26 protein-coding genes are annotated in these 25,965 nt (G+C 30.2%); 22 read left to right on the forward strand and 4 right to left on the reverse strand.

Features of this window, described 5'->3' with window-relative positions:
* Positions 1-239: 239 nt before the first annotated feature.
* From xdh to psyc5s11_RS12980, 12 genes are all read left to right on the forward strand, one after another.
* Positions 240-2,801 carry a selenium-dependent xanthine dehydrogenase gene (xdh, locus tag psyc5s11_RS12925; protein ID WP_224037972.1) on the forward strand — a complete coding sequence of 854 codons (2,562 nt, stop codon included), beginning with the start codon at positions 240-242 and terminating at the stop codon, positions 2,799-2,801.
* Between the two features lie 127 nt (positions 2,802-2,928).
* Positions 2,929-3,534 carry a nucleotidyltransferase family protein gene (locus tag psyc5s11_RS12930; RefSeq protein WP_224037973.1) on the forward strand — a complete coding sequence of 202 codons (606 nt, stop codon included), beginning with the start codon at positions 2,929-2,931 and terminating at the stop codon, positions 3,532-3,534.
* 84 nt (positions 3,535-3,618) lie between these two features.
* The gene (locus tag psyc5s11_RS12935; protein WP_224037974.1) at positions 3,619-5,733 is read left to right on the forward strand and encodes a xanthine dehydrogenase family protein molybdopterin-binding subunit; all 2,115 of its coding nucleotides are present in this window, start codon (positions 3,619-3,621) and stop codon (positions 5,731-5,733) included.
* Complete coding sequence (locus tag psyc5s11_RS12940; protein ID WP_224037975.1) at positions 5,733-6,200, forward strand: (2Fe-2S)-binding protein; 468 nt, start codon at positions 5,733-5,735, stop codon at positions 6,198-6,200. Before psyc5s11_RS12935 ends, psyc5s11_RS12940 begins: the two co-directional genes overlap by 1 nt.
* Positions 6,194-7,012 (forward strand): FAD binding domain-containing protein, encoded by an 819-nt coding sequence (locus psyc5s11_RS12945; protein WP_224037976.1) that lies wholly within the window; start codon positions 6,194-6,196, stop codon positions 7,010-7,012. The genes psyc5s11_RS12940 and psyc5s11_RS12945 overlap by 7 nt, the downstream gene beginning before the upstream one ends.
* Positions 7,013-7,397: 385 nt before the next feature.
* Complete coding sequence (locus tag psyc5s11_RS12950; protein ID WP_224037977.1) at positions 7,398-8,327, forward strand: NTP transferase domain-containing protein; 930 nt, start codon at positions 7,398-7,400, stop codon at positions 8,325-8,327.
* Positions 8,328-8,466: 139 nt separating this feature from the next.
* Entirely contained in the window at positions 8,467-9,486 is a 1,020-nt protein-coding gene (locus psyc5s11_RS12955; RefSeq protein WP_224037978.1) for a molybdopterin-binding protein, read from the forward strand.
* Between the two features lie 226 nt (positions 9,487-9,712).
* Entirely contained in the window at positions 9,713-9,910 is a 198-nt protein-coding gene (locus tag psyc5s11_RS12960) for a cold-shock protein (protein WP_224037979.1), read from the forward strand.
* A gap of 267 nt (positions 9,911-10,177) precedes the next feature.
* Complete coding sequence (locus psyc5s11_RS12965) at positions 10,178-10,606, forward strand: nucleotidyltransferase family protein (protein ID WP_224037980.1); 429 nt, start codon at positions 10,178-10,180, stop codon at positions 10,604-10,606.
* Positions 10,603-11,031: a HepT-like ribonuclease domain-containing protein gene (locus psyc5s11_RS12970; protein WP_224037981.1), complete on the forward strand. Its 429-nt coding sequence runs from the start codon at positions 10,603-10,605 to the stop codon at positions 11,029-11,031. Before psyc5s11_RS12965 ends, psyc5s11_RS12970 begins: the two co-directional genes overlap by 4 nt.
* Positions 11,032-11,118: 87 nt before the next feature.
* Entirely contained in the window at positions 11,119-14,055 is a 2,937-nt protein-coding gene (locus psyc5s11_RS12975; protein ID WP_224037982.1) for a helicase C-terminal domain-containing protein, read from the forward strand.
* 295 nt (positions 14,056-14,350) lie between these two features.
* The gene (locus psyc5s11_RS12980) at positions 14,351-14,515 is read left to right on the forward strand and encodes a hypothetical protein (protein WP_224037983.1); all 165 of its coding nucleotides are present in this window, start codon (positions 14,351-14,353) and stop codon (positions 14,513-14,515) included.
* A 99-nt stretch (positions 14,516-14,614) separates the two neighbouring features.
* Here psyc5s11_RS12980 and psyc5s11_RS12985 read toward each other — a convergent pair whose 3' ends face one another.
* Genes psyc5s11_RS12985 through psyc5s11_RS12995 form a run of 3 tightly spaced genes read right to left on the reverse strand, consistent with a single transcriptional unit; the run spans position 14,615 to position 15,640 of the window.
* Complete coding sequence (locus psyc5s11_RS12985; protein ID WP_224037984.1) at positions 14,615-15,181, reverse strand: manganese catalase family protein; 567 nt, start codon at positions 15,179-15,181, stop codon at positions 14,615-14,617.
* Between the two features lie 18 nt (positions 15,182-15,199).
* Complete coding sequence (locus psyc5s11_RS12990) at positions 15,200-15,451, reverse strand: spore coat protein CotJB (protein ID WP_224037985.1); 252 nt, start codon at positions 15,449-15,451, stop codon at positions 15,200-15,202.
* Positions 15,452-15,463: 12 nt separating this feature from the next.
* Positions 15,464-15,640, reverse strand: a complete 177-nt coding sequence (locus psyc5s11_RS12995) for a spore coat associated protein CotJA (protein WP_311196447.1) — start codon at positions 15,638-15,640, stop codon at positions 15,464-15,466.
* Between the two features lie 391 nt (positions 15,641-16,031).
* On the opposite strand from psyc5s11_RS12995, the gene psyc5s11_RS13000 reads away from it, so the two are divergent.
* The 9 genes from psyc5s11_RS13000 to psyc5s11_RS13040 all read left to right on the forward strand — a co-directional run bounded on the left by psyc5s11_RS13000 (position 16,032) and on the right by psyc5s11_RS13040 (position 23,304).
* Positions 16,032-16,925: an NUDIX hydrolase gene (locus psyc5s11_RS13000; protein WP_224037987.1), complete on the forward strand. Its 894-nt coding sequence runs from the start codon at positions 16,032-16,034 to the stop codon at positions 16,923-16,925.
* Positions 16,926-16,965: 40 nt separating this feature from the next.
* Complete coding sequence (locus tag psyc5s11_RS13005) at positions 16,966-17,769, forward strand: ribose-phosphate diphosphokinase (RefSeq protein WP_224037988.1); 804 nt, start codon at positions 16,966-16,968, stop codon at positions 17,767-17,769.
* A gap of 136 nt (positions 17,770-17,905) precedes the next feature.
* Positions 17,906-18,445: a cysteine hydrolase family protein gene (locus tag psyc5s11_RS13010; protein ID WP_224037989.1), complete on the forward strand. Its 540-nt coding sequence runs from the start codon at positions 17,906-17,908 to the stop codon at positions 18,443-18,445.
* Positions 18,446-18,469: 24 nt separating this feature from the next.
* Positions 18,470-19,933 (forward strand): nicotinate phosphoribosyltransferase, encoded by a 1,464-nt coding sequence (locus psyc5s11_RS13015; RefSeq protein ID WP_224037990.1) that lies wholly within the window; start codon positions 18,470-18,472, stop codon positions 19,931-19,933.
* Between the two features lie 103 nt (positions 19,934-20,036).
* Positions 20,037-20,783: a hypothetical protein gene (locus psyc5s11_RS13020; RefSeq protein ID WP_224037991.1), complete on the forward strand. Its 747-nt coding sequence runs from the start codon at positions 20,037-20,039 to the stop codon at positions 20,781-20,783.
* Between the two features lie 144 nt (positions 20,784-20,927).
* On the forward strand, positions 20,928-21,641 hold the full coding sequence (locus psyc5s11_RS13025; protein ID WP_224037992.1) for an isoprenyl transferase: 714 nt from the start codon (positions 20,928-20,930) through the stop codon (positions 21,639-21,641).
* Between the two features lie 165 nt (positions 21,642-21,806).
* Positions 21,807-22,640, forward strand: a complete 834-nt coding sequence (locus psyc5s11_RS13030; RefSeq protein ID WP_224037993.1) for a TIGR02452 family protein — start codon at positions 21,807-21,809, stop codon at positions 22,638-22,640.
* An 81-nt stretch (positions 22,641-22,721) separates the two neighbouring features.
* Positions 22,722-22,946 (forward strand): hypothetical protein, encoded by a 225-nt coding sequence (locus psyc5s11_RS13035; RefSeq protein WP_224037994.1) that lies wholly within the window; start codon positions 22,722-22,724, stop codon positions 22,944-22,946.
* Complete coding sequence (locus tag psyc5s11_RS13040; protein ID WP_375542002.1) at positions 22,918-23,304, forward strand: DUF2085 domain-containing protein; 387 nt, start codon at positions 22,918-22,920, stop codon at positions 23,302-23,304. Before psyc5s11_RS13035 ends, psyc5s11_RS13040 begins: the two co-directional genes overlap by 29 nt.
* 111 nt (positions 23,305-23,415) lie before the next feature.
* On the opposite strand, the gene psyc5s11_RS13045 is transcribed toward psyc5s11_RS13040, so the two are convergent.
* A complete protein-coding gene (locus psyc5s11_RS13045; protein ID WP_224037995.1) occupies positions 23,416-24,288 on the reverse strand; it encodes a site-2 protease family protein in 873 nt (290 codons plus the stop codon).
* Between the two features lie 316 nt (positions 24,289-24,604).
* Here psyc5s11_RS13045 and psyc5s11_RS13050 point away from each other — a divergent pair, with 316 nt between their 5' ends.
* Positions 24,605-25,870: a ferredoxin reductase family protein gene (locus psyc5s11_RS13050; RefSeq protein ID WP_224037996.1), complete on the forward strand. Its 1,266-nt coding sequence runs from the start codon at positions 24,605-24,607 to the stop codon at positions 25,868-25,870.
* Positions 25,871-25,965 lie beyond the last annotated feature (95 nt).

Raw genomic sequence — 25,965 nt, forward strand, 5'->3', positions numbered from 1 at the left:
TTTGAGATATTTTTTTGTAAAATTAGCTTTCGATGCAACACAATACATACGTTGTGATAGTTGTGAAGCTAGAGAGGGGAAATAGACTTATATCAAAAGGTTAGAATTAATATCTGGCAAGTTCTTTTGAGAAAGAATTTGCTTGTAATTATTTACAGTTGTATACTAATTATAGCAGATATTGTTAAGTTGTTATTTTAGTAATACATTGTTAATGATTACGAAATTGGAGGTTATTTATGTTTATATTAAATATTAATGGTAAAGATCAAGTATCCGAAGGGGACAAATATTTATTATCATTTTTAAGAGATGATTTAAGAATTACTTCTGTGAAAGATGGCTGCAGCGAAGGGGCTTGTGGAGCTTGTACTGTTTTAGTAGATGGAAAGAAGGTAAAAGCCTGTATCCAGAAGGTATCAAAGTTTGTAGGAAAAAAGATTTTAACTGTTGAAGGCTTAAGCTCTAGAGAAAAGGAAGTTTATGAACATTGCTTTGCAGAAGCCGGTGCAGTTCAGTGTGGTTTCTGTATTCCAGGAATGGTGATTTCTGCAAAATCATTGTTAGATGTTAATCTTAATCCCACTAGAACAGATGTAAAAAAAGCAATCAATGGTAACCTTTGTCGTTGTACAGGCTATAAGAAAATTGAAGAAGCTATTTTAATGGCAGCAGAATACTTTAGGGATAATATTAAAATTCCATCTGGTCCAACAAAACTTAAAATGGCACAGAAATTTAAACGTGTTGATGCAGCTGAAAAAATTAATGGGACAGGTATTTTTGTAGATGATATTCAAATACCTGGAATGTTATATGTAAAAGCAGTTCGTTCAAAATATCCAAGAGCTATTGTAAACAAAATTGATATAAGTAAAGCTGAAACTCATCCAGACTGTGCAAGAATATTAATTGCAAAGGATGTTCCAAACAATGTTATTGGACATATAAAGCAAGACTGGGATGTAATGATTGCTGAAGGTGATACAACTAGATATGTAGGAGATGCATTGGCATTAGTAGCAACTTATCATAAAGATAAACTAGATGAAGTATGTCAATTGGTTGAAGTTAACTATACTGAATTGGAACCGATTACTTGTCCAACAGATGCTTTAAAGGCAGATGCACCTTTAATTCATGCTGATGGAAATATCATGAGTCGTGATATTCTTCGACGTGGTAATGCTAATGAAGCAATTAAAAATTCTAAATATGTGGTAACAAGAAAATATAAGACACCATTTCAGGAACATGGATTTATGGAACCAGAATGTGCAATTGCTATGCCTGAAGGAGAAGATGGTATTTTGTTATATTCGGGTTCACAATCTGTGTATGATGAGCAGCGTGAAATCTCAAATATGCTTAAGATTCCAATAGAAAAAGTCCATTGTCAGTCTAAGCTTGTTGGAGGCGGCTTTGGCGGTAAGGAAGATATGAGCGTTCAACATCATGCAGCATTAATGGCATGGTATACGAAAAAACCATGCAAAGTAAAATTTTCAAGACAGGAAAGTCTTGACTATCATACTAAAAGACATCCAATGGAAATGGAATTTACAACAGCGTGTGATGAAAATGGTTATTTGACAGCTATGAAAGGTATTATTATCGCTGATACAGGTGCATATGCATCTCTTGGTGGACCAGTGCTTCAAAGAGCATGTACTCATGCACCAGGACCATATAATTATCAAAACATTGATATTTTGGGAATGTCAGTTTATACCAACAATGTTGTAGCTGGTGCATTTAGAGGCTTTGGTGTAATACAAAGTTGCTTTGCTATTGAAAATAATATCAACTTACTTGCTGAAATGGTTGGAATTTCACCATGGGAAATCCGTTATCGTAATGCAATTCGTCCTGGTGAGGTATTACCAAATGGTCAGATAGCAGACGAAAGCGTTGCTATGGCAGAATGTTTGGAAGCTGTTAAAGAAGTATATGAATCAAGTCCATATGCAGGTATTGCTATTTCATTTAAAAATAGCGGAACTGGTGTAGGAAATAAGGACATTGGGCGTTGTATTTTATCAATTGAGGATGGAAAAGTTCATATTCGAACTTCTGCAGCATGCATGGGACAAGGAATAGCAACAATGTGTACTACTGTGTTATGTGAGACAACTGGTTTAGATCCTGCTCTTATTATACACGAAAGACCAGATACTGTTCGTACGCCTAATTCAGGAACTAGTACAGCTTCTAGACAAACAGTAGTAACTGGTGAATCTGTAAGACGAGCATCTGAAAAATTGAAAATAGAACTAGATAAAGGCTTAAAGTTAGATGATTTGGAAGGCAAAGAATTTTATGGAGAGTATTCTGCAAAGACAGATCCTATGGGATCTAAAAAAGAAAACCCAATCAGTCATGTAAGCTATAGTTATGGAGCTCAAGTGGTTATCCTGAATGAAGAAGGAAAAGTTGAAAAAGTAGTTGCAGCATATGATATTGGAACACCTGTTAATATTCAGTCTGTTGAAGGGCAGATTGAAGGTGGTATTGTTATGGGATTAGGTTATGCGTTGACAGAAGAATTTAAAGTTGAAGGAAGTTACCCTAAGACAAAACTAGGTACACTAGGACTTATGAGAGCAACGGAATCTCCTGAGCTCGATGTAATTCTTGTACAAAGCAAAAATAAAATTCCAGAAACTTATGGTGCTAAAGGTTGTGGAGAACTATGTCTGATTCCAACAGCTCCAGCATGTTCACTTGCTTATTACAGATTAGATGGAAAGTTTCGAGCTCAGTTGCCGTTAAAAGATACATTTTATAAAAAACAGAAATAAATAATATAGATATTGTAATTATAAATGTTCAATTTTCAATGCTCAATTAATGACGATGATCAGAGTTTTAAATAATTTGCAGTGAATTGTAGATTATAAAATACAGTATATATAAGGAGTAGATAGCATGAAAACTAATGGCGTTATTCTGGCTGCAGGTTTATCTAGCCGTATGAAAGCATTTAAACCACTCTTAAAATTGAAAGAAAAAACCATAATTGAATATAGTATTGATAGTATGTTTAATGCTGGAGTAAATCAAATTGTGATGGTATTAGGATTTCATGCTGAAGAAATTGAAACTCTACTACGTAATAAATATGATTGTTCACGAGTATCATTTATATATAATGAAAAATATGCTGAAACCGATATGTTTGCATCTGTTAAGCTTGGAATTTCAGCCTTGGATACTTGTGATGCCTTTTATCTTCTCCCAGGTGATATGCCAGCCATTCAAACCAAAACTTTTCTTATGGTGAAAGAGTGTTTAGGCAGGACTGGAGCTATGGTGGCTTTTCCAACTATTAATGACCATAGAAAACATCCACCTTTGATTTCGTGGAAATGCATAGATTTTATTCTCAAGTTTCATGGAGATGGCGGTCTTAGAAGCTTATGGAATGAGCTTGAAACTCAAATAGTAACAGTTCCTGTTGAGGATTTTGGATGTTCGATAGATGCAGATACAAAGGAAGATTACAGTAGGTTAGTTCATTACATGGAGAGTTGAAATATATTTGCAAAACTACATTAAGTCATTATCTATAGAGTTTTGCAAAAGACTAATTAATAAAATATATAGGAGGCACTTTATATGGAAAAAATAAGTGGATATGTAAAGAAAAAGGATCATGAAGATAAAATAAGAGGTAGTGCTATTTACGTGGATGATCATGTAATGGAGGATATGCTTTATGGTAAGCTATTGCACTCTGCAAAGGCAAAAGCTCGGATCATTAATATTTCTCTTCCCAAATTACCTGATGGTTATTTTGTTGTTGATAAAAATGATGTAACAGGTGTAAACAGAGTTCATATTGTTGAAGATGACACTCTAGTTTATGCTGAAGATACTGTAGAGTATGTTGGCGAACCAATTCTAATGGTTGTTGGACCTGATTTTAAGGAAGTTAAGAGAATTTTGAATGAGATTATTGTAACATATGAAGAAGAAATTCCTATTTTAGATATGAAAAAATCCGATACAGTTTTTTTTAATTACAATTATGAAAAAGGGGATATAGATAAGACTTTTAAAGAAGCTGATCGTATTTTCATAGAGACATTTCATACTGGCTATCAAGAACAAGCTTATCTTGAAACACAGGGAATGATTGCTTACCCTCATAATGGACGAATGACTGTACGCGGATCTATGCAATGTCCATACTATATCTATGGTGCAGTTTCGAAAGCATTGGGCTATGAACCGAAGGATATACAAATTATTCAAGATGTTACTGGTGGAGGATTTGGTGGTAAAGAAGCATTTCCTTCAATACTTGCTTGCCAGACTGCAGTAGCAGCAAAAAAGGCAAATAAACCGGTTAAGGTTATATTTGACAGAAGAGAGGACATGGAGTTTACTTCAAAACGTCATCCATCTATATCTACCTATAAAGTAGCTATTAAAAACGGTAAAATTACTGGTATGGACATTGAGGTTATATTTAACAGTGGCGCATACACAACTCTTTCGCCAGTTGTTTTACAACGTGGCTTAATTTGTGCAAACGGAGTATATCGTATAGATAATCTTCGGGTTGGTGGACGTGCTGTTAAGACTAATACTGTACCTTGTGGCGCATACCGCGGCTTTGGTGCACCTCAAACTTTCTTTGCAGTAGAGATGATTATGGATCATATTGCTAAAGAAATTGGTGTTGATTCCCTTAAGCTTAAAGAAGAATATATTGTTAGACAAGGTGATTCTACATCTACTAGTGGTAAGTACCATTTTCATGTACCTCTACCTGAAATGATTGAACAGATTGATAAACTTGCTGATTACCGTGCAAAGCGTAAACAATATACAATCCAAAATGGTAGATATCGTAAAGGCATTGGATTGTCTTTGTTCTTTCATGGATGTGGTTTTACTGGCAGTGGAGAACGTGATTTCATTAAGGCTGTTGCAAAAATAAGGAAAAATTCAGATGATACTGTAGAGATTCTTGCAAGTAATTCAGATATAGGACAAGGCCTAAAGACTACTTTCTCTAAAATTGTTGCAGATACCCTTGGTATTCCATATGAACATGTATTTATAAATAATCCAGATACAGATCTTGTTCCTGATTCAGGTCCAACTGTCGCAAGTCGTTCACTTATGACAGTTGGAGAACTTTTAAGGCGTGCATCAGAGAAACTTAAGAAAGAATGGAAAGCAGGAGAAGTTCAAATTATAGAAGAGCATTTTGTTGAACCTGATTTTGTTATTCCATTTAATATTAATGAATTTAAGGGAGATGCTTATCCAACATATTCTTGGGGGGTAAATGCTATTGAAGTGGAAGTAGATACATTAACTGCTACCACAAAGATACTTGGTGCATGGGGAAGCTTTGATGTTGGTGTTCCCATCGATATGAATATTATACAAGGACAGATGCAAGGTGGTTTTCTTCAGGGGATTGGATATGCATCTATGGAGCAAATGAATTGCAACGATAAGGGTATGATTCGTAATAATAGTTTTAGTGATTATATTATTCCTACAGCAGTAGATGTACCAAATTTAGTTACTGAAATAATTAACAATCCATATAGCAATGGTCCATATGGGGCAAAGGGTGCAGGTGAACTCCCTCTCGTTGGTGCGGCTCCAGCTTATGTTGAAGCTATGGAAAATGCCCTTGGTGCTGATCTAAATAAGATTCCATTTACAACAGAAGACACAATGAGTGTTTTACAGGAGGTGCATAAATAATGATAAAATTTATTCTTAACGATCAAGAGGTCGCATCCAATTCCAATGCAAATGAGCGTTTACTAGATGTACTTCGAAATGAATTTAGTATTACTGGTGTAAAGTGCGGTTGTAAAGAAGGCGAATGTGGTGCTTGTTCAATAATTCTTGATGGTAAGTTGGTTAATTCTTGTATGGTAGCTATTGGGAGCATTGAAGGTAGTACTGTTGTCACAATTGAAGGTTATCGAGAAACAAAGCGTTTTGCAGTTCTTGATAAGGCATATGCATCAGTCAGTGCTGTACAATGTGGTTTTTGTATTCCAGGTATGATTCTTGCATCTGAATGTATTCTTGACAAAAATCCAAAGCCTACAGAACCAGAGATTCGTGAAGGTATTTCAGGTAATCTTTGTAGATGTACTGGTTATAATGCCATAGTTGAAGCTATTAGTATTGCATCAAAGGAGGGGACAGGATTATGGTAAATTGTTATAAGCCAACATCTTTAAAAGAAGCATTGGATATCAGAGCAAAGGAGATTGTTACCCCTTACGCCGGAGGTACTGATTTAATGATTGAACCAGATGAAAATGCCACATATTTATTCCTAAATAAAGTATTGGAAATGAAAAATATAGTAGAAGATAATGAATTTATTCGTATCGGTGCAGCATGTACTTTTACTAATATTATTGAAAATGAGCTTACTCCAGCCATATTAAAGGAAGCAGTTTCACAGATTGCAGCGCCTGCAATCCGCAACTTAGGTACTGTTGGCGGAAATATCTGCAATGGATCTCCAAAGGCAGACAGTGCACTGATTTTATTTGCAACAGACTCTAAACTACGTTTCGTAAGTAACAGAGGTGAACGGGTAATTCCTATTACTGAGTTCTATCTTGGTAGAAAGAAGACTGTTCTTGAGAAGGATGAACTCCTTGTTGAGATTCTTATGAGTAGAACCGGTCTAAATAATTACTACTATAAGAAGGTTGGTGAAAGAAATGCTTTGGCAATTTCAAGAGTATCTTTTGCTGCTATCCTTAACGTAGAAGCTGGTAAGGTTGCTAATTGTATGACAGCATTTGGTGCAATTAGTGATGTAGTCATCAGACGGGCGAATCTTGATACAATGTTTATCGGCAAGACTATTGAAGAGGCGAAGACTGTCAAGGAAGAGTACCTTGCAGAATATGATCAAGCAATTGTTCCTATCAAAGGTAGAATATCTGCGAAATACAGAAAGACAGTATGTATGAATTTACTTCATGATTTTCTTGAAAGCAATGGAATCTGATTTGTACCATATTGAGTAGGATAAAAAGCATTTAAGGCACATGAAAATAAATAACAAGTCCAAAGTTGCAATGGAAAATAGGCTTGCAAATGGACTTGTTATTTTTTTGATTGTGCCTAATCATAACAATGAATTGAATGCCTTTTATTATTACTAAAATAGTTGATGAATATTAATATATTTCAAAATTATGGGATAATATTACATAGTATTTATTGTAAGGGTTTAATTATTTTACAAAAAAGTGTAGAATGATATTATGGATGTGAAGGTAAATATAACCAATTACATTTTAAGATGGAATCTAAAGTGCTAAGATTCGGCATTATTAATTAAGTTTTTAAGAATGAAATAATACTACTTAGGCAGAGTAAGAGGTATAGATATGAAAAACACTGTAAAGAAAACAACAGGCGGCATAATTGTTGCAGCAGGAAAAACATCAGAAAGAAATGGATTAAATCCACTATTGAAAATTGGATCCATTACTGTAGTAAAAAGAATAGTTTTAACTTTTCAAAAAGCTGGAATCTCGCCAATTGTGGTGATCACTGGATATAAAACTGAAGAAATTGAACATCATTTAGCTGATTATGGAGTTGTATTTTTACAAAATAATCAGTATGAAAACTCGCAAAAATTTGATTCCGCAAAGATAGGATTAGATTTTTTACAGAACAAATGTGATCAGGTATTGTTCACTCCAGTAAATATACCAATGTTTACACCAGAGACAATTCAAATAATGATAGAATGTGGAAAAGAGTTGCTTTCACCATCATATCATGGAAAATCTGGACATCCTCTTCTGATATCTTCTGAATTGATTCCTAGAATTCTGAAATATAATGGGACTATGGGATTACGAGGAGCAATTGAAAATATAAAGGTTAAAAGAGAATGGATAGATGTAGAGGATGAAGGAATTCTCTATGATACGGATTATATAGATCGATTGGATCAACTTTTAATAAAACACAATCAACATATACTTCATCCTTTTATTAAAATCAGTATTGAAAAAGAATCCTTGTTTTTTGATTCAAGAACAAAATTGCTTTTAATTTTAATTAGGGATACTCACTCTGTACGGAGTGCATGCAAACATATGGCATTGTCTTATAGTAAGGCATGGAATATGCTAAATCAGTTGGAACAAGAGCTAGATTATGCAGTAATTGAAAGAAAACATGGTGGTAGCAATGGTGGGAAAACTTATTTAACCAAAGAAGGTATTGAATTTTTGGAAAAATATCAGCAATTTGAACAGAATGTGCACCAGTACGCAAAGAATGAATTTTACAGGTTATTTTAGAAGTTGGAATTCACAGTATCAAGTTCTTTGAAAAAAAATTTGATACATATAGATTTATATTTTATACGAAAATGTAGAGTCGTTTTTATAATTCATTAAGCGTATGCAAGAATGACGAAATAATGATGGAGGAACAAAAATGAAAAAGATTAAAACTACAGAAGCGGTAGGTTATGTAATTTGCCATGATATTACACAAATTATCAAAGGTGAAAAAAAAGGTATTGCATTTAAAAAAGGGCATATTGTTAGTTCAGAAGATATTCCTGTTTTATTATCAATAGGTAAAGATAATCTTTATGTATGGGAAAAAGAAGAGGGAATGCTTCATGAAAATGAAGCAGCAGAAATTCTTTGCAAAGTTTGTAAGAATGATTATATGTCTACATCAGATGTAAAGGAAGGTAAAATTGAACTATTTGCTACAGAGGGCGGTCTACTTAAAATTGATATTGAAAAGCTTCGTGAAATCAATTCTTTTGGAGAGATGATGATTGCAACTCGCCACAGTAATTTCCCCGTAAGAAAAGGTGATAAATTAGCAGGCACACGTATTATTCCGCTTGTAATTGAACAAAGGAAAATGGAGGAAGCCGTTAAACTGGTAGGTGATAAACCAATGATGGAAATTCTTCCGTTTACCAACAAGAAAGTGGGTATTGTAACTACAGGTAATGAGGTTTTTTATGGAAGAATTAAAGATACATTCGGACCTGTTATTCGGGAGAAACTTGAGGATTATAATGTTGAGGTTTTAGGACAGAAGATTCTAAATGATGATCCTAAATTGATTACACAAGCTATAAAGGATTTTATTAAAGAAGGTGCAGAATTAATAATCTGTACAGGTGGAATGAGTGTAGATCCTGACGATACAACGCCAACTGCAATTCAAAATACAGGTGCAAAGATAGTTTCATATGGTGCTCCTGTGCTTCCGGGTGCAATGTTTTTACTAGCATATTATAATGACACACTTCCAATTATAGGACTTCCAGGTTGCGTAATGTATGCCAAACGTACTATTTTTGATTTGGTTCTTCCTAGAATTATGGCTAACGATAAAATAACGTTAGAAGATCTTGCAAGTTTTGGACATGGTGGGTTGTGCCTTTCATGCGATATTTGCTCATTTCCTAATTGTAGTTTCGGGAAATAAGATTAATTTCTATGAAAAGAGAAACATTGAAAGAATATTTGAAAAGGTTATTAGAAGAGGGATATATTAAATCTGGAGATAATATTGTAGTAGTTTAAATTTTTATAAATTCGGGAAAATAAAAACTTGGTATTTTTTATTTATTGTGTTATAATAATTAGATAACATTGTTGATGCAAAATTAATGTATCGTAAATAATAATGTTTTGTACTTGGAGGATAATTAATGAAAATCGGAACAGTAAAATGGTATAACACAGAAAAAGGTTTTGGATTTATTGAAGTTGAAGGTGAAAAAGATGTTTTTGTTCATTCATCTGCAATTAAAGATTCAATAAGAAGTCTTGAAGAAGGCCAAAAAGTTCAATTCGAAACAGAAAATGGACCTAAAGGACTTCAAGCAATTGAAATTTCACTAGTATAAACATATTTTAATCTTAATAGTTAGATTATAAAGTTTTTGCCACCTTCTCTGAGAAGGTGGCTTTTTTATAAACAAAAATTAATCAAGCAGCAATCTTTTTAAATTTATAATCTGTATAAAAAAGAAGCCTTAGTAGAAAAAATTCTTATACTAATGAAATGTTCATTTAGTTTATTTATGATATAATTAATTAAATAAACAATATTTAAAACGATATATTTTTAAAATATCTAAGAAATGTCAAAGAAAATAAATATTAATAGGTAGGTGAGCAAAATTAATATAGAAGATGAAAAGAAAGTGATTATGGATAAACTAAAAAGTAAAGAAGTTATGAATTTTCTAGATAAGTATGATATTTCAAGTATGCTCACTTTTGGAAGTATTAATAATGAATGTTTTTCAAAAGAATCAGATATAGATATTGCTATAATAGGGAAACATAAAATAGATTTAGAGGAAATATTAGAAATTGAATTATTTTTAGCAAAATTATTTAACAAGGAAATTGATGTTATAGATTTAAAATGCGAAAACTTATATATTTTCTTAAAAATAAATGTATTAAATGAAGGCGAAATTATTTATTCAAATGATGATAATTATAATTTAGAAGTATTCAAAGATGAAACAGATAAAATTTATAAAGAAAATGAGAATTTTTTCTGGTTTAGAAAGAAGGATGTGTTGTCATGAATCAAGAAAGACTTGTGAAAATTATAGAAGACCTTCAAGAGTGTTTTGGTGACATAGAAGAATGTCTTGAAATACTAGAAGGTGATTGTGATAATGAAATTATGGTAAAGCTTTCAAAATCGAGCCTTAGACAATTGTTCGTAAGTTTTCATACAATACTCGAAGAATTTGCATCTATAATGCTTAAGGAAATTAAAAAGTATAAGATAGGTATGACATTAAATGATAGTTTAGTTGTATTAAAAGACAAAAATATAATAGATAAAGACCTTTTTGATTTCTTAGAAAAATCAAGGTTACTTAGAAATAGAATCTCACATAGATATAAAGAACCAGATCACGAAGAATTAATGAAACATATAGTAAAGTACAAAAGTAACTTTAAGAGAATAATAAGACTAGCAAAGAAACATTTGAACGATTAAGCCATGTGAAAGAAAATAACAAGTCAAAATAAAATAACAAACTGACTTATTATTTTATTGAATGCGCTAAGCAATTTAGGAGAAGATATGCTACAAGAATTAAATAGTATTTTAGATAATGTAATATATTTAGATATTGAAACAACTGGACTTGATGAAAATAGCTCGGAAATTATAGAAATAGGTGCAGTTAAGGTAAAAGATGGTGTAATAACTACTTATAATACCTTAATCAAACCTAGAGGACGAGTACCTATTGGTATTTATAATCTTTGCACTGGTTTAAATGAAATAGAATTATTAAGTGCTAGAAGTTTAAATACTATAAAACAAGAGGTTGTAGAATTTTTAGAGGACCTCCCTTTAGTGTGTCATAATTCTAATTTTGAAAGAAAGTTTTTATCTTATCACATTCCTGAAGTTAAAAATAAAATTATGGATTCTATGGAACTTGCAGCAATACTTGAACCATGGAGAAAGGAATTTAACTTAAATGCTTTAATAAAGGAAACTACTAATTTAGAGAAGAATGAATTGCATAGAGGCTTAGAAGATTCAATTGATACTTTAAAAGTGGTTAACTCCCTTTTACTCAGGCAATGGGCGAGAGATGATAAAAGTAAAAGTAATAAGAAAAATAACTCTTTATATTTGAGTATAACTAAGGAATATTTGCACTTAAATAATTGGGCATGGACTAAATATTTATTAAAACCACCTTTTTTTACAGATGAAAATTATTCGTATGTAAGTTATGAAGAAAATAAACAAGATGAAACGGTCTTAAAGAAAATTCCTATAAATTATGAGCTTTATGAAGGTTTACTTGAAAATGAAGAGATTTGGAATAATGGTGGAGATTTTGGATATCAGTATAGAAAAGATCAAAGAGAGTTTTCTAAGAAGATACGTGAAAATTTTGAAAAAGGTGAAAGAATATTTATTGAAGCACCAACAGGTAGTGGAAAAACTTTTGCATATGTCATAATAGCAGCCATAGGAACTTATTTAAATAAGCAAAAAAAAATAAAAGATGATGCTAGTTTTATTATATCTACAAACACAAAGGAACTTCAAAATCAGCTTATTGAAAGAGATATTCCAACTATCCTTAAAAAGCTACGATTAAATGATAAATTAAATTATGGGGCTATGAAGGGGAAAGGGAATTATCTTTGCATAGAAAGATTAAATAAATGTGAAAGCTTAGAGTTTGATGAAAAAGGTAATTTAGCACTACTTTTTCTTAGAAGACTCTGCGCTAAAGGTGATTATGGAGATATAGAAAACATAAATTACGCAGCTCAAAAACACTTTGAAATAGATAAGTATATAAAAGAAGTTAATTGTGATAGTGAACAATGTAAATTGGATAAATGCACAAGACCTTGTTATTTAAGAAAGAGATATAATGCGCTTCCAGAGGAGAATATAACAGTTATAAATCACTCACTACTCGCATGTTGGCCATATGGTGAAAAAAAGAAGATAAATCATATTATAATTGATGAAGGTCATAATTTAATGGAAAAGTGTTATGATTTTTTTGCAGAGGAGTTTTCGTCTTTTGAATTTATAGATTTATTAGATACTATAGAAAAAGGTCATCCAAGTATTATAGCTATGCTTCTTAATTTAAATGCTAGTTATGGGCACCGGGAAACCATAGAAAAAGATAAACTTATATATTTGGTTAATGAAATTATAGTAAATATAAATATACTCATAAATGATTTTAGATCTATGCGTCTTGTTAGTGGAGAGTATAATTTTAATACTGAATTTTTTATTCCAAGAGAAGACTTAAAAGGTATTACAAAAGCATTAGGTTCTGAAATATCAGTGTTAAAAGAAAGTATATATCCATTATATAAAGTGCTAAATGATTATGTTTCTAATATTACCTTAGATGATGAAGTAAATGGGGATAATGATCATAAGGGTTTATCTGATTATATAGCAAAGCTTAAATCTAATTTTGATATATTGGATAAGTTTTTAGAAAGTACAGTGTTTTATGCAAAAATATTAGAGGTAGATTGTGAATATAAGGATTTCAAACTAAAAAATGTACCTCTAAATGTTGGAGAATTAGTTAATGAACACATGCTTAAGGATGTTAAAAGTACAACGTTTTTATCAGCAACCCTTAGAATAGAAAATTCATTCAATAAAATAAAGAAACATTTAGGTCAAGAAAAGGCAAATGAATTTGTCATTCCACCAACCTTTGATTTAAAGAAAAGGACAAGAATATTTGCATTAAATGATGTGGGACGATATGATGAACAATCGTATATTAAGAATGTTTCTAAATTCATATTTGATACTGCACAAAGAATAAATGGCCACATTCTTGTATTGTTTAACAACAATGCAAGAAGAACAGCAGTAAATGAGGAATTGGAATTACTTACTAGAGGAAGTAAAATAGAAGTTCATACTAATAAAAAATCTGTAGGAGCTTTAAATGATAAAAATAGGCAAGTTGTAATACTTGGGAGCAAAGGATTTTTTGAAGGGATAGATGTACCTGGAGATGCACTTTCTTGCGTTATGCTAGATAAAATTCCAAATTACAGTCCTGAATATCCTATTCTACGGGCAATTACAACATATCAAAAAAAAGGATATCAAGATGTAAATTATCCTCAAGTTTGCATAAAAACTAAACAAATATATGGAAGACTTATAAGAAGTACCTTTGATTATGGATATTTTATAATTTTAGATCCAGGCCAAAATTCATATACCTTAAGAAATCTAGAAAGAGATCTTGCAGGTCCAAGTATTGAAATATCAACAACTGAAAAAGTACTTTCAGAAATGCAATTTGATTATAATAATTGGAAAAGAAACAATATTAATATAATCATAAATAATATAAAGAAAAATGATAAAAATATTCAAGATGAATTTAATAATGAAGCTAAGAAGCATAAGCTTTTTTGGGAATTAGTAAAAGTTGAAAATAAAGAATATTATTTTAAAAATATTAATTTTCAATTAAATGGAAAAATATAATATAATTCAGGATAAAATTGTATATTTATATCCTGAATTATTTGTAAAATAAATTAATTTTATGGAATAAGCATTAATTTTATGGAATAAGCATTAATTTTATGGAATATATGTTAACTTTAAGAAATATATGGTATAATAAAGGCACATACATTATAAAAGAACTTTCAAAAAAAATGGTATAATTATTAGGGAAGGGGGATATAATATATAATAGTCTTAAATTATTAATAAGTGCATAGTAAAATATGAGCGAGTTAAACGATTGCAAAAAATGAGAGGGAAGTGGTATGGTATGTTAGAAAATGTAACACTATTATTAAATGAATACAGAAGTACAAAGGAAAGTTTAGAAAGTGGATTAAAGTGGTTGCCTAAAAATGAATATGCTAAATCTAAGATAGAAGTCATAAATATGGTCATAAGTGATTTAGAACAATTAGAAAAACAATTTAATTAGAATATAATATAAAATAATATAATAACCGCCTCAAAATGATATCATTTTGAGGCGGTCTTCTATTTAATAATATATTAATATTATACTAAATAATTAAGTTTATTTCTTTATACACATAGCGTCTTGAACATGGTCTAAGCATTCTCCAAACCTTTGGAAATGGACAACTTCTCTTTCTCTTAAGAATTTCAAAATTTCTTTAATATCTTGTTCATCAGTTAAGTGAATTAAATTTTCATAAGTTGATCTTGCTTTTTGTTCAGCAGCCATATCTTCATGTAAATCTGCAATAGCATCTCCTTTGGCTTGTATATAAGTTGCGGTCCAGGGATTTCCAGTTGCATCGGTATAGAAAATTGCTTTTCTATGATCAGCATAATTTCCACCAAGACCTGCTTTCTTAAGTTCATCGATAGTAGCATTTTCCATAAGTTGGTGAACCATAGTTGCAATCATTTCAACATGGCCCATTTCTTCTGTCCCAATATCGGTTAAAAGTGCTTTAGATTTGCCAGTTGGCATTGTATAACGTTGATCTAAATATCTAAGAGCTGCTCCGAGTTCACCATCAGGACCGCCATATTGTGTTATTAGATATTTTGCCATATTAAGATCTTTACATTTTAGATTTATTGGATATTCTAGTGTTTTTACATAATACCACATAAGTTCTTATTCCTCCTACTAATAATTTTCCCAAGGCCATGGTTGATCTACCCAAGCTTTTGGATTCTCTACAAAAGCAGAACCAAAGTTTGTTAATGGGCCATGAACTTTTTCATAGTCATGAACTAAGCTAGTTAATTTACAAGATACTTTGTTGTAATCTTCTCTAGCATTTTTATCATCAGGAAAATTATCAAGGTATAGGTTAAGGTCTATAGCACAAAACTGATACATCATTATATTACTTAAGCCATCTTTAATTACGCACATAATATTTCACCTCTAACATTTATTTTTTTTGCAGTCATAATCATGATATGGTCTATAAAGATCTTTAAAGATTGTACCCGCTAAAAATCCTTCTTTGCATGAAAACAAATTTTCATATTTTTGAGGTATGATATATGCACGCGCATATTCTTTTGATTTACTCATATGATCTTCATGTGATTTACACATGCAACCATCTTTTGATTCATCCATATGGTCATGTTTTGATTTGCTCATAGAATCTTCTTGTGATTTACACATACAGTCATCGTGTGTGTACATAAGTTTTTGCTCCTTTATTTGTTGGTCACTTAATAAATATTTTATGATAACTTTCAACAAAGTGTGATAAGAAAATTAATTTTCAAAATTTAAAAAGAACTCTTTACAAATAAAACCATATAGTATATTATAAATACATAAAGTCAAATTGATATTATCTAATTGAAAAGAAGTAATTTTTATTTGATAATGATTTTTATGATAGTCCTATAATTTAGATAATAGAATTTTAATTTGATTACAATAATTAGGCACAATCAAAAAAATGAAGATAAATATAAAGTTGAGGTGATATGATTTGAGTAAAGAAAAATTAGTTCAAAATGAAGAAGAATTTTTAAAAGAATATAATCTAGGAGATTATGAAAGACCAAGTGTTACAAATGATGTGATCATATTTACAACTGATGATAAGAAAGAAGACAATTCTCGTAAGGTTCCGAAAAAAGGTCTTCAAGTATTATTAATTAAAAGAGATGATTATCCACAAAAAGGTAAATGGGCGATTCCAGGTGGTTTTGTAAGTATGGATGAAAGTTTAGAAGAAGGGGCTATTAGAAAATTAAAAGATGAAACAGGAATTGATAATGTATATATGGAGCAACTATATAGCTTTGGAGAAGTAAATAGAGATCCAAGGACTAGAGTTATAAGTGTAGGAAATGTTGCATTAATATCCAAAGATAATATTAACTTTAATAATGAAAATACTGTGAAAGAGGCTAAATGGTTTTGGATAGAAAAGAATCTGATTAAATCCGAAGAAGATGAAAAATATATGATAAATGAATATATTTTAAAGTTTAAGAGTGAAGATGGAGCATTTGAAGCAGATTATGAAATTACGGAAAAAATAGAAAAAAATGTTCTAAGAAAAATAGAAAAAACTTATAGGGTTTTAAAAGATGGAAGTGAAGAATTAGCTTTTGATCATTATAAAATAATTGATTACGCCATAGATAGAATTAGAAATAAGATAGAATATACACCTGTAGCTTTAAATCTTTTACCAAGGTTATTTACAGTAAAAGAACTTCAATGTGTTTATGAAGCAATAATGGGAAGAGAAATTTTAAACTTTAGAAGAAAAATGGATGAGATGATTGTAGAAACAGATGAAAAAATAGAGGGTAAGCCTTTTAGACCAGCTAAGGTATTCAAGTTTAATGAAAAATGGGAACATAATTTTTAATGCACATTCAAAAAAATGAAAAGAAAGAGGGTATACAAAAATGATTAATTTAAATGATGAAAAGGTAAATGTGACAAAATTTCCTAATGGAGAAAGCTTAATTAGTAGTGAGAATTTAAAAATAGAATATAGTGCTGTAAATACTATAAAATTAAAATTCGAAAATGATGAGGATATAACTCATTTGATATTTTTAAAAGGGCATTTAGATGAACTAAGAGTAAAGTGTAGTTTAGAAATTGCATATATGCCATATAGCAGAATGGATAGAACAGAAGGAATGACAGTTTTTACTTTAAAGCATTTATGTAAACTTATTAATTCTTTAGATTTTGAAGAAGTATCAATTTATGAACCACATTCAGATGTATGCGTTGCATTACTTGATAGAGTTAAGGTTATAGATATGTCAAAAATTTTGACAGAGCAGTTACTACAAAATATAAATTCTAATGAAGAAGATTTATATTTAGTTTACCCTGATGCAGGAGCTGCTAAGAGATATGGTAAACAGATTAAATATGAAAAAGTTTTAACAGCAAGCAAGGAAAGAGATTTTAAAACAGGATATATAAAGAAGCTTGATATAATTGGAACTACTCAAAGCACGGAATTTAAAGCTATCATTGTAGATGATTTATGTTCAAAAGGTGGAACATTTATTCTTACAGCTTCAAAGCTTAAAGAAATGGGAGCTACAGAAATATATCTTGTAGTAACACATTGTGAAGACACAATATATAGTGGTGATATTTTAAAGACAGATTTAATTAAAAAGGTGTATACAACCAATAGTATTTTAAGTAGAGAACACGAGAAAATTGAGATAAGAAAAATTATATAGATATGCAACCAGATTACACTAAAAATGACTATATAGATATTTAACTAGATTAATATATAACTATTAAAATATATAAATATTTATAGTGCTTACAAGGGATTGAAGGTTTATAAATAAAAAATGGAGGGTTGAAATTATGAAAAAATTATTAGTTGTTATAGATTATCAAAAGGATTTTGTGGATGGAGCATTAGGCTTTAAGAAGGCAGAAACTTTAGAAGAAGGAATTTATAATAAAGTCAAAAATTATTTAGATAATGGAGATAAGGTTATATTCACTTATGATACTCACTATGAAAATTATTTAGAAAGTAGAGAAGGGAAAGGTTTGCCAGTTCCTCATTGTTATATAAATACTGAAGGACATGAGCTTTATGGCAAATTAACTGAATTTGTAGCAGCGCCAAATACTTTTCATTATAATAAAGAAGCTTTTGGAATAGCTCCAAAGGATATGCTTAAATTAGCAGAAGATATAGGTACTGATATAGATGAAATAGAACTTGTTGGAGTTGTGACAAATATGTGTGTGATAAGTAATGTAGTTACTTTTCAAGCTCAATATATAAATGCTAATTTGATTGTTGATGGAACTCTTTGTGCAAGCTTTGATGATAGTCTTCATGATAAGGCATTAGATGTAATTGAGGCGTTAAGTGTTAAGGTTGTAAGATAAAAAAATAAGGGGGAAACTAGAGTAATGATAAATCCAATATTATTAACAGATTTTTATAAAACAATACACCATATGTGTTATGCAGAGGGCATGACAAAGCTGGTAAGTTATTGGACACCTAGAATGTCTAGAAAAGAAGATATGAATAAGGTTGTTATGTTTGGACTTCAATCTTTTATGAAGAAATATTTAATAGAATATTTTAATGAAAACTTCTTTAATGTTCCGAGTGATGAGATTATTAAAGAATACAAGAGAGTTATATCAAGAACTCTTGGAGATATGGCAGCAGGCACAGATCATATAGAAAAGTTACATGATCTTGGGTACCTTCCTATACAAATTAAAGCAGTACCAGAAGGTTCAAGAGTAAATATCAAGACACCTATGATAGAAATTACTAATACTCATGATGACTTCGCTTGGCTTGTAAATTATTTAGAGACATTTATGAGTTGCAATATATGGCAACCAATGACAAGTGCCACTATTGCATATAGATATAGAGAAATTATTGAAAAGTATTTTGATTTAACTGTTGAAAATGGTGATGTTGCAAAAGCTTGTGGAGATTTTAGTATGAGGGGTTTTAGTTCAATTGAAAGTGCAGAGGTTAGTAGTGCAGGACATTTACTTTCTTTTACTGGAACTGCAACAATCTCATCAATACTTTATTTAGAAAAGTATTATAATTGCAATATTGAAAATGAAATTGTAGGACTTGGAACTCCATCAACTGAGCATAGTGTTATGTGTAGCTATGGCAGCGATGAACTTAAAGCTTACAAACGATTAATTAATGAAGTATTTCCAAGTGGATTATTAAGTATAGTCTCAGATACTTATGATTATTGGAACGTTATAACTAATATGCTTCCATTATTAAAGGACGATATTTTAAATAGAGATGGGAAGATTGTAATAAGAGGGGATAGTGGTGATCCTATAAAGATAATTTGTGGAGATAGTGAGGCTCCAAAAGATTCTCCAGAATATAAGGGAACAGTTGAACTTCTTTGGGATATTTTTGGTGGTGAAGTTAATTCTAAAGGATATAAGGTGCTTAATTCTCATATTGGAACAATTTATGGGGATAGCATAACTGTAGAAAGATGTGAAGAAATGTGCAGACAGCTAGCTGAAAAAGGGTTTGCAGTTAGTAATTGTACTTTTGGAATTGGATCATACACTTATCAATATAATACTCGAGATACTTTTGGCTTTGCATTAAAGGCTACTCATGCAGTAATAAATGGAGAAGAAAAGTTTATTTTTAAAGATCCAAAGACTGATACAGGGAACTTTAAGAAGTCTCAAAAGGGTATGTGTTATGTTTATAAGGATGGTGAGGATATTCTTTATAAAGATGAACTTACACTTCAGGAACAAGAAGATTTTAAAGACAATTTATTAGAAATTGTTTTTAAGGATGGAAATTTACTTCGAGATTATTCATTAAAAGAAATTAGATATAGATTACATGGTTAAAATTATATTAGAGATTCTTATATGTAAGTTATATGAAAATATGTAAAGAACACAATAGTAAATTATTGTACAAAAAACAATTCTACTAAAAGGGGATTTATCAATGTTGATAAGTAAAATTTCTTTTACTTTCAAGAAAGCACCTTTTCCAGCGATAATGACAGTAATTTATTTTGTGTTATTTGCGGGAGTGTATTGGTTGATGACTGTGACAGCAATTGAACCACATTATTTTAAAGGGCTGATATTTGCAGTTCCGTTTGTTTGCTTTGGAATAACTACATTTTTCACTGTAATAGGAAAATTAAAAATCGTTACATCATCAGTAATAACGGGCTGTTTGATTTTTATTTTAGGTTTTGCAATGTTCTGTATGTTTATTTATATGGCTATTATTGAATCAACAACTGTAACTACGGATATAGGTAAATATGAAAGAGTTTTAAAATTGACTGGTTATCCGAATAACCAATTAATAAAATATTTTCCTGATAAAATTCCTGTCAGTACAAAAAATGTTGTATTTAGTTATTGTCCTGCTTTTTTGCAGGGTGGTGAGAATTTTAATTTAAAATTTGAAACTGATTCAGATTCCATTAATAATTATAGTGATGAATTTTCAAAGAAAGCAAAGTGGATAGGAAAATGGAGTGACAACAAAACTGAAAATAACGGAATAATGATAGGTACATTTGGTATGATAGATTATGGTGTTCTGCCAGAAGATTTTACAATGTATCTGTTTGACAGCAAACCCTATCACCCTAACGATTGGAACCATGGTTTTTTAAGTGTTTTTGCGGTTAGTAAACAAAGAAATGAGATAATATTTCATTCAGAACAGTGGTAATTAGCACTTAATTATTAGCTATAACCTATAATGCATAATCTTCTTCAAGGAGGTAGCAATTAGGTTTTGGAGTTTCTACAACTTTGTAAGTAAGGACGAAGTAATGATTATTTATATAAAATGCACGATGGAGGAATGTAACTGATGAATACTATAAAAATTCCAAAGCATATTGCAATTATGATGGATGGAAATGGACGTTGGGCAAAAAGAAAATTTATGCCCAGAACGTTTGGACATATACAAGGTGGGAAAACATTAGAAGCTATATGTAAAAATGCATATGATTTAGGCGTAGAATATTTGACAATCTATGCTTTTTCAACAGAAAATTGGAGTCGTCCGAAAGATGAAGTTGAGGGATTGATGAAATTATTGAAAGAATACTTGAATAGGAGTATTGAAACATCAATAAAAAATAATATGAGAGTAAAGATAATAGGCAATATAAAAAAACTGGATAATGAATTTCAAAGTTCAATAATTAACTTAGAGAAGGCAACAACAAATTGTACAGGACTAAAATTTCAACTTGCATTAAATTATGGTGGGAAAGATGAAATCATACGTACGACCCAAAAGATAGCCTTAGAATGTTTAAATAACAAGTTAGATGCTTCAGCAATTAACGAAGATTTGTTTGCTTCACATATGGATACAAGTGATATTCCTGATCCGGACTTATTTATTAGAACAGGCGGAGAAAAAAGATTGTCTAATTTTCTACTTTGGGAAATGGCCTATACAGAATTATATTTCACTGATGTATTATGGCCAGATTTTAAAAAGGATGATTTGAAAAAAGCAATTTATGATTTTTCTAAAAGAGATAGAAGATATGGAAATGTAATTGAGTAATTTAGTGAGCAAAATAACAAGTTTATTAAACTATAAATTTCTGCATAATCTTCTTAAATTGAGTATTAATTATAAAAAATTTAATTATGTAGTCTATATATAAAACAAGCAAAGTCAAATTGTTTAACATATGCTACACGAGATATAAGAAGGAAGTGATATAAAATGAAGAAAAATTTAAGAATGGAAGCAGCTCAATATACATTAAAGTATTTAAAAGAGGGCTACTATATTATAGACGAAAAAAGAATAAATATTTCAGCAACTCATAAAAAATCAGTAGAAGAAAGTATTCTTGTATCTCCAGAAGACGGAGATGTGTTGGTAGAAAAATATAAAGGATCTACAGATAATAAATGGGCTAATATTAAAGTATTAAATGTACCTACAGTAAAAGCTGTATTAGATTTGAATTTTGAAAATTTAAAAGATATAGGAGTTTTAAATTTTGCAAGTGCTAAAAATCCAGGTGGAGGATTTTTAAATGGAGCTTTAGCTCAAGAAGAAAGCATTGCAGTAGGTAGTGGTCTTTATGATACACAACTTAAAAATGAAAAGTATTATCTAGAAAATAGAGATTGTAAAACTATGATGTATACCGATTATATGATTTATTCTCCAGATGTTGTGTTTATAAGAGATGAAGGACTAAATCTATTAGAAAATCCTGTTACAGCAAGTATAATAACAGCACCAGCAGTTAATTATGGGCAAGTATTATTAAAAAAGGAAGATTCGGTATTAGCACAAAAATTAATGAAGATAAGGATGCGAAAGGTTTTAGCACTCTTTGCTCATAAGAAAAATAAGAATATTATTTTAGGTGCTTATGGTTGTGGTGTATTTAGAAATGATCCTAATACTGTAGCTAAGTACTGGAAGGAACTCTTATATGATGAGAACTATATTAGTTACTTTGAAAATGTAATATTTGCAGTTTTTGATAATTCTAAAAATCAGGATTGTATAAAAGTATTTGAAAAATTATTTACAAAATAATTGTGATTATTCAAGGCATTGTAAAATAATGTACTTTTGTGGTATAATTGGGATAGTTTTATTACAGGGGGATACATATAAATGAGTAACGTAATTGTTGGCTGTCCTAAATGTGGAAGTCAAAATGTTAGAGTTGTAAGTGATGTAACTGGTTCTACAAAAGGTTTTGGTGCTGGAAAAGGTTGCTTGGGTTATATATGCTTTGGGCCTATAGGCTTGTTGTGTGGATTACTTGGAATGGGAGAAGGCAGAACTAAGACAACAACATATAGAGTGTGTGGCAATTGTGGCGCAAGATTTAAATAACACAATTGATAAAAAAACAAAAATATGGATTCTTCTTATGAGAATTGGATCATTCAGTTGTCATCAAATGTATGAACGAAGTTTTACTTTTAGAGGATACCAGTTCCCAGTATGTGCAAGATGTACGGGAATTTTTATAGGACACATAATTGCTATATTTTTATGTATTATGAAAGTTAGAATTAGTTCAAAGATATGTGTATTATTAATTTTGATAATGGCATGTGATGGATTTTTACAGCTATTTAAAATTAAAGAATCTACGAATATTAGAAGATTAATAACTGGAATTTTAGCTGGTGCAGGCTGTATTTTTATTTTAGTAAACCTAGCTTCATATTTTTTGAAGCATCTATGATTATAGATGCTTTAAAAATTTATAAGATATGAAGGCAATAAATAATTATAGATAATGTACTTTAATATTTCCTACTTCAGGCTTTTTATGTGAAATATTATTTCTGCTGGATTAACGATAAATACTGTGAATATCATGAATGAAAAATATCCCAAGACCCAAAAATATTATTAACCCAAAGAAAATTAGAGAAAAAATAATCTTCGTGCTTGTACTTGTATTGTAATAATTAGTATTAGGGTTTTTCCACTGTTTATATGCTTGTATACATCCGAAAATTAAAAATAATATTAATATTGGGTTAAAGAATTTAAATGAAACAATAACAAGTATAGGTATGCCTATAAACCATATTTTTGGAGATATGGCTGTGACAATACGTCCTCCATCTAGTGGATGTATTGGAATTAAATTAAATAAATTAATCATAAATCCAGAGTAAGCAAGTGCAAGGAATAATTGATTGCTCGTTAATACATAGAATAGAACACAAGCTAAGGCTGCAAAACTCCCCAAAACAGGACCTCCTGCTGCTATTTTTGCTTCTGTGACTGCATTGTCAGGTTCATCTTTCATACTGATGAAAGCACCTACAAAAGGAATAAAAACTGGACCTGAAACATCGACATTTACCTTTTTTGCTGCAATATAGTGACCCATTTCGTGAGCAAATATAAGCAATACAAAACCTAAGCCATAAGCCCATCCAAACATTTGGGAATAAACAAAAATCATAAATAACATAGAACCTAAAGTGGATGCGAATTTGCCCAGTTTAAGTATTATTAACAAAAATTTGAGCTTTCCAAGAATAAAAAGTAATATGAATTTAAACTTTGCCAAAATAGCTACAATTACTGCTAATATAGCCCATATTCCCTTTTTCTCTTTTACATTATTAACTAAGGATTTTGAAACATCAGGGTTTTCAGTAAACTTAATTTCTAATTCTTCAATTTTTTCTTTATCGGTGTTGTTTTCCATAACTAAACGATCCTCTCTTAACTCATATTACTAAATTGTTGTTTTTTCAATAAGTTTAACTTAATGAAATTATACAGTTTATTGTTATTCATTACAATATATATACTATGTTATAGTTTTTTTTGATCTTAGAAAAAAGTAAGAACAAGATGGATTTATATATAATTGTGTATACAGTGTTTTAAAATTCGCAAGTAATTGAAATTTATTGCATTATTTATCTTTAAAATATGATACAATAATAGCAATAATAACTATTGTTTGACAATCCATAGTATTTAGAATAGTTTTATTGATTATTAAGGGGGCGTTTATAATGAAAAAGAAATCAGGAATTTTAATTATTTTATTAAGTATCGTAATAACTTGGATAGTATGGCTATTTGTTAAACCAACACGATATATCTCCACTATGACTGGATATTCTCAATTATTAGCTTCACTTGCATTGGTAGCTTTTGCATTTGTAAATTTTATTTCTACTAGGCATAAAAGTTTAGATTATTTATTTGATGGGTTAGATAAGTCATATATCTATCATAAATATTTAAGTATTTCAGCACTTATTTTAGTTTTTAGTCACAACATAACAATAGGTATTGGTAAAGACATAGAAAGGGCTGCAGGTATAAGAGGAACTAAAGATCCTTATGCTATGTTTGGGTCTTTTAGTATGTTTTTATTTGTACTTTTTATAATTATTGCAATTTTAGGAAAAAAATTAAATTACGAAAGATGGAAAGTTATTCACAAATTTATGTTTATTCCATATGCTTTTGGTCTTTATCACTATTATGGAAGTGCAACTTATCCAGTCTTTTCTATGGCACCTTATAGCATATGGTTAGATATAATAAATTGCTTAGGGATTATTTCTGTTATTTATAGTATATTCTTTTATGAAAAAATATCTTTTAAATATAAGTTTAAAGTAAAAAGATTAGAAACAGTAGCAACTGGTACTTTAGAGATTACAGGAAGTGCATTAGGGTCAGATATGGAATTTAAACCTGGTCAATTTGCATTTTTAAAAACATTAGATAAAGGCAATAAATTTGTATCTCATCCATTTACTATTAGTGAAGCACCTAAAAAAGGAGAAATACAATTTACAATTAAGAGTTTAGGAGATCACACAAAAGCTTTATTTGATACGCTTAAGGTTGGCGATGAATTTGCAGTATCAGGACCTCACGGGACATTTAATTATAAAACAGGAATGAAAAATCAAATATGGATTGCAGGTGGAATAGGAGTAACACCACTTCGAAGTTTTGCTCAAGATAATGTAAAAAAAGACTTTTCAGTTGATTTTTTCTATGCTTATAATAATGCAGAAGAAGGGGCTTATGCAGATGAATTACAATCTTTAAGTAGTGATAATTTAAGAGTACATTTATTCAACTCAAAAGAAAAAGGATTTTTAAATGTAGATGAAATATGTAAGGATGTAAATACAAAAGAAAAAATTGACGTTTACTTTTGTGGACCAAAACCAATGAGGGCTAGTTTAATGAAACAATTTAAAAATAGTAACCTCAATGTTGCAAACTTTCATTATGAACAATTTCAATTTAAATAAACAATAAATAACTATTAGGGTATTATTTCTCTTCGAGGTTTAAAAATAAATTATATGAATTTTATAGTAAAGTAGGGTATAATATATACAAATAA

This window comes from Clostridium gelidum, assembly GCF_019977655.1.
Taxonomy (GTDB): Bacteria; Bacillota; Clostridia; order Clostridiales; family Clostridiaceae; genus Clostridium; species Clostridium gelidum.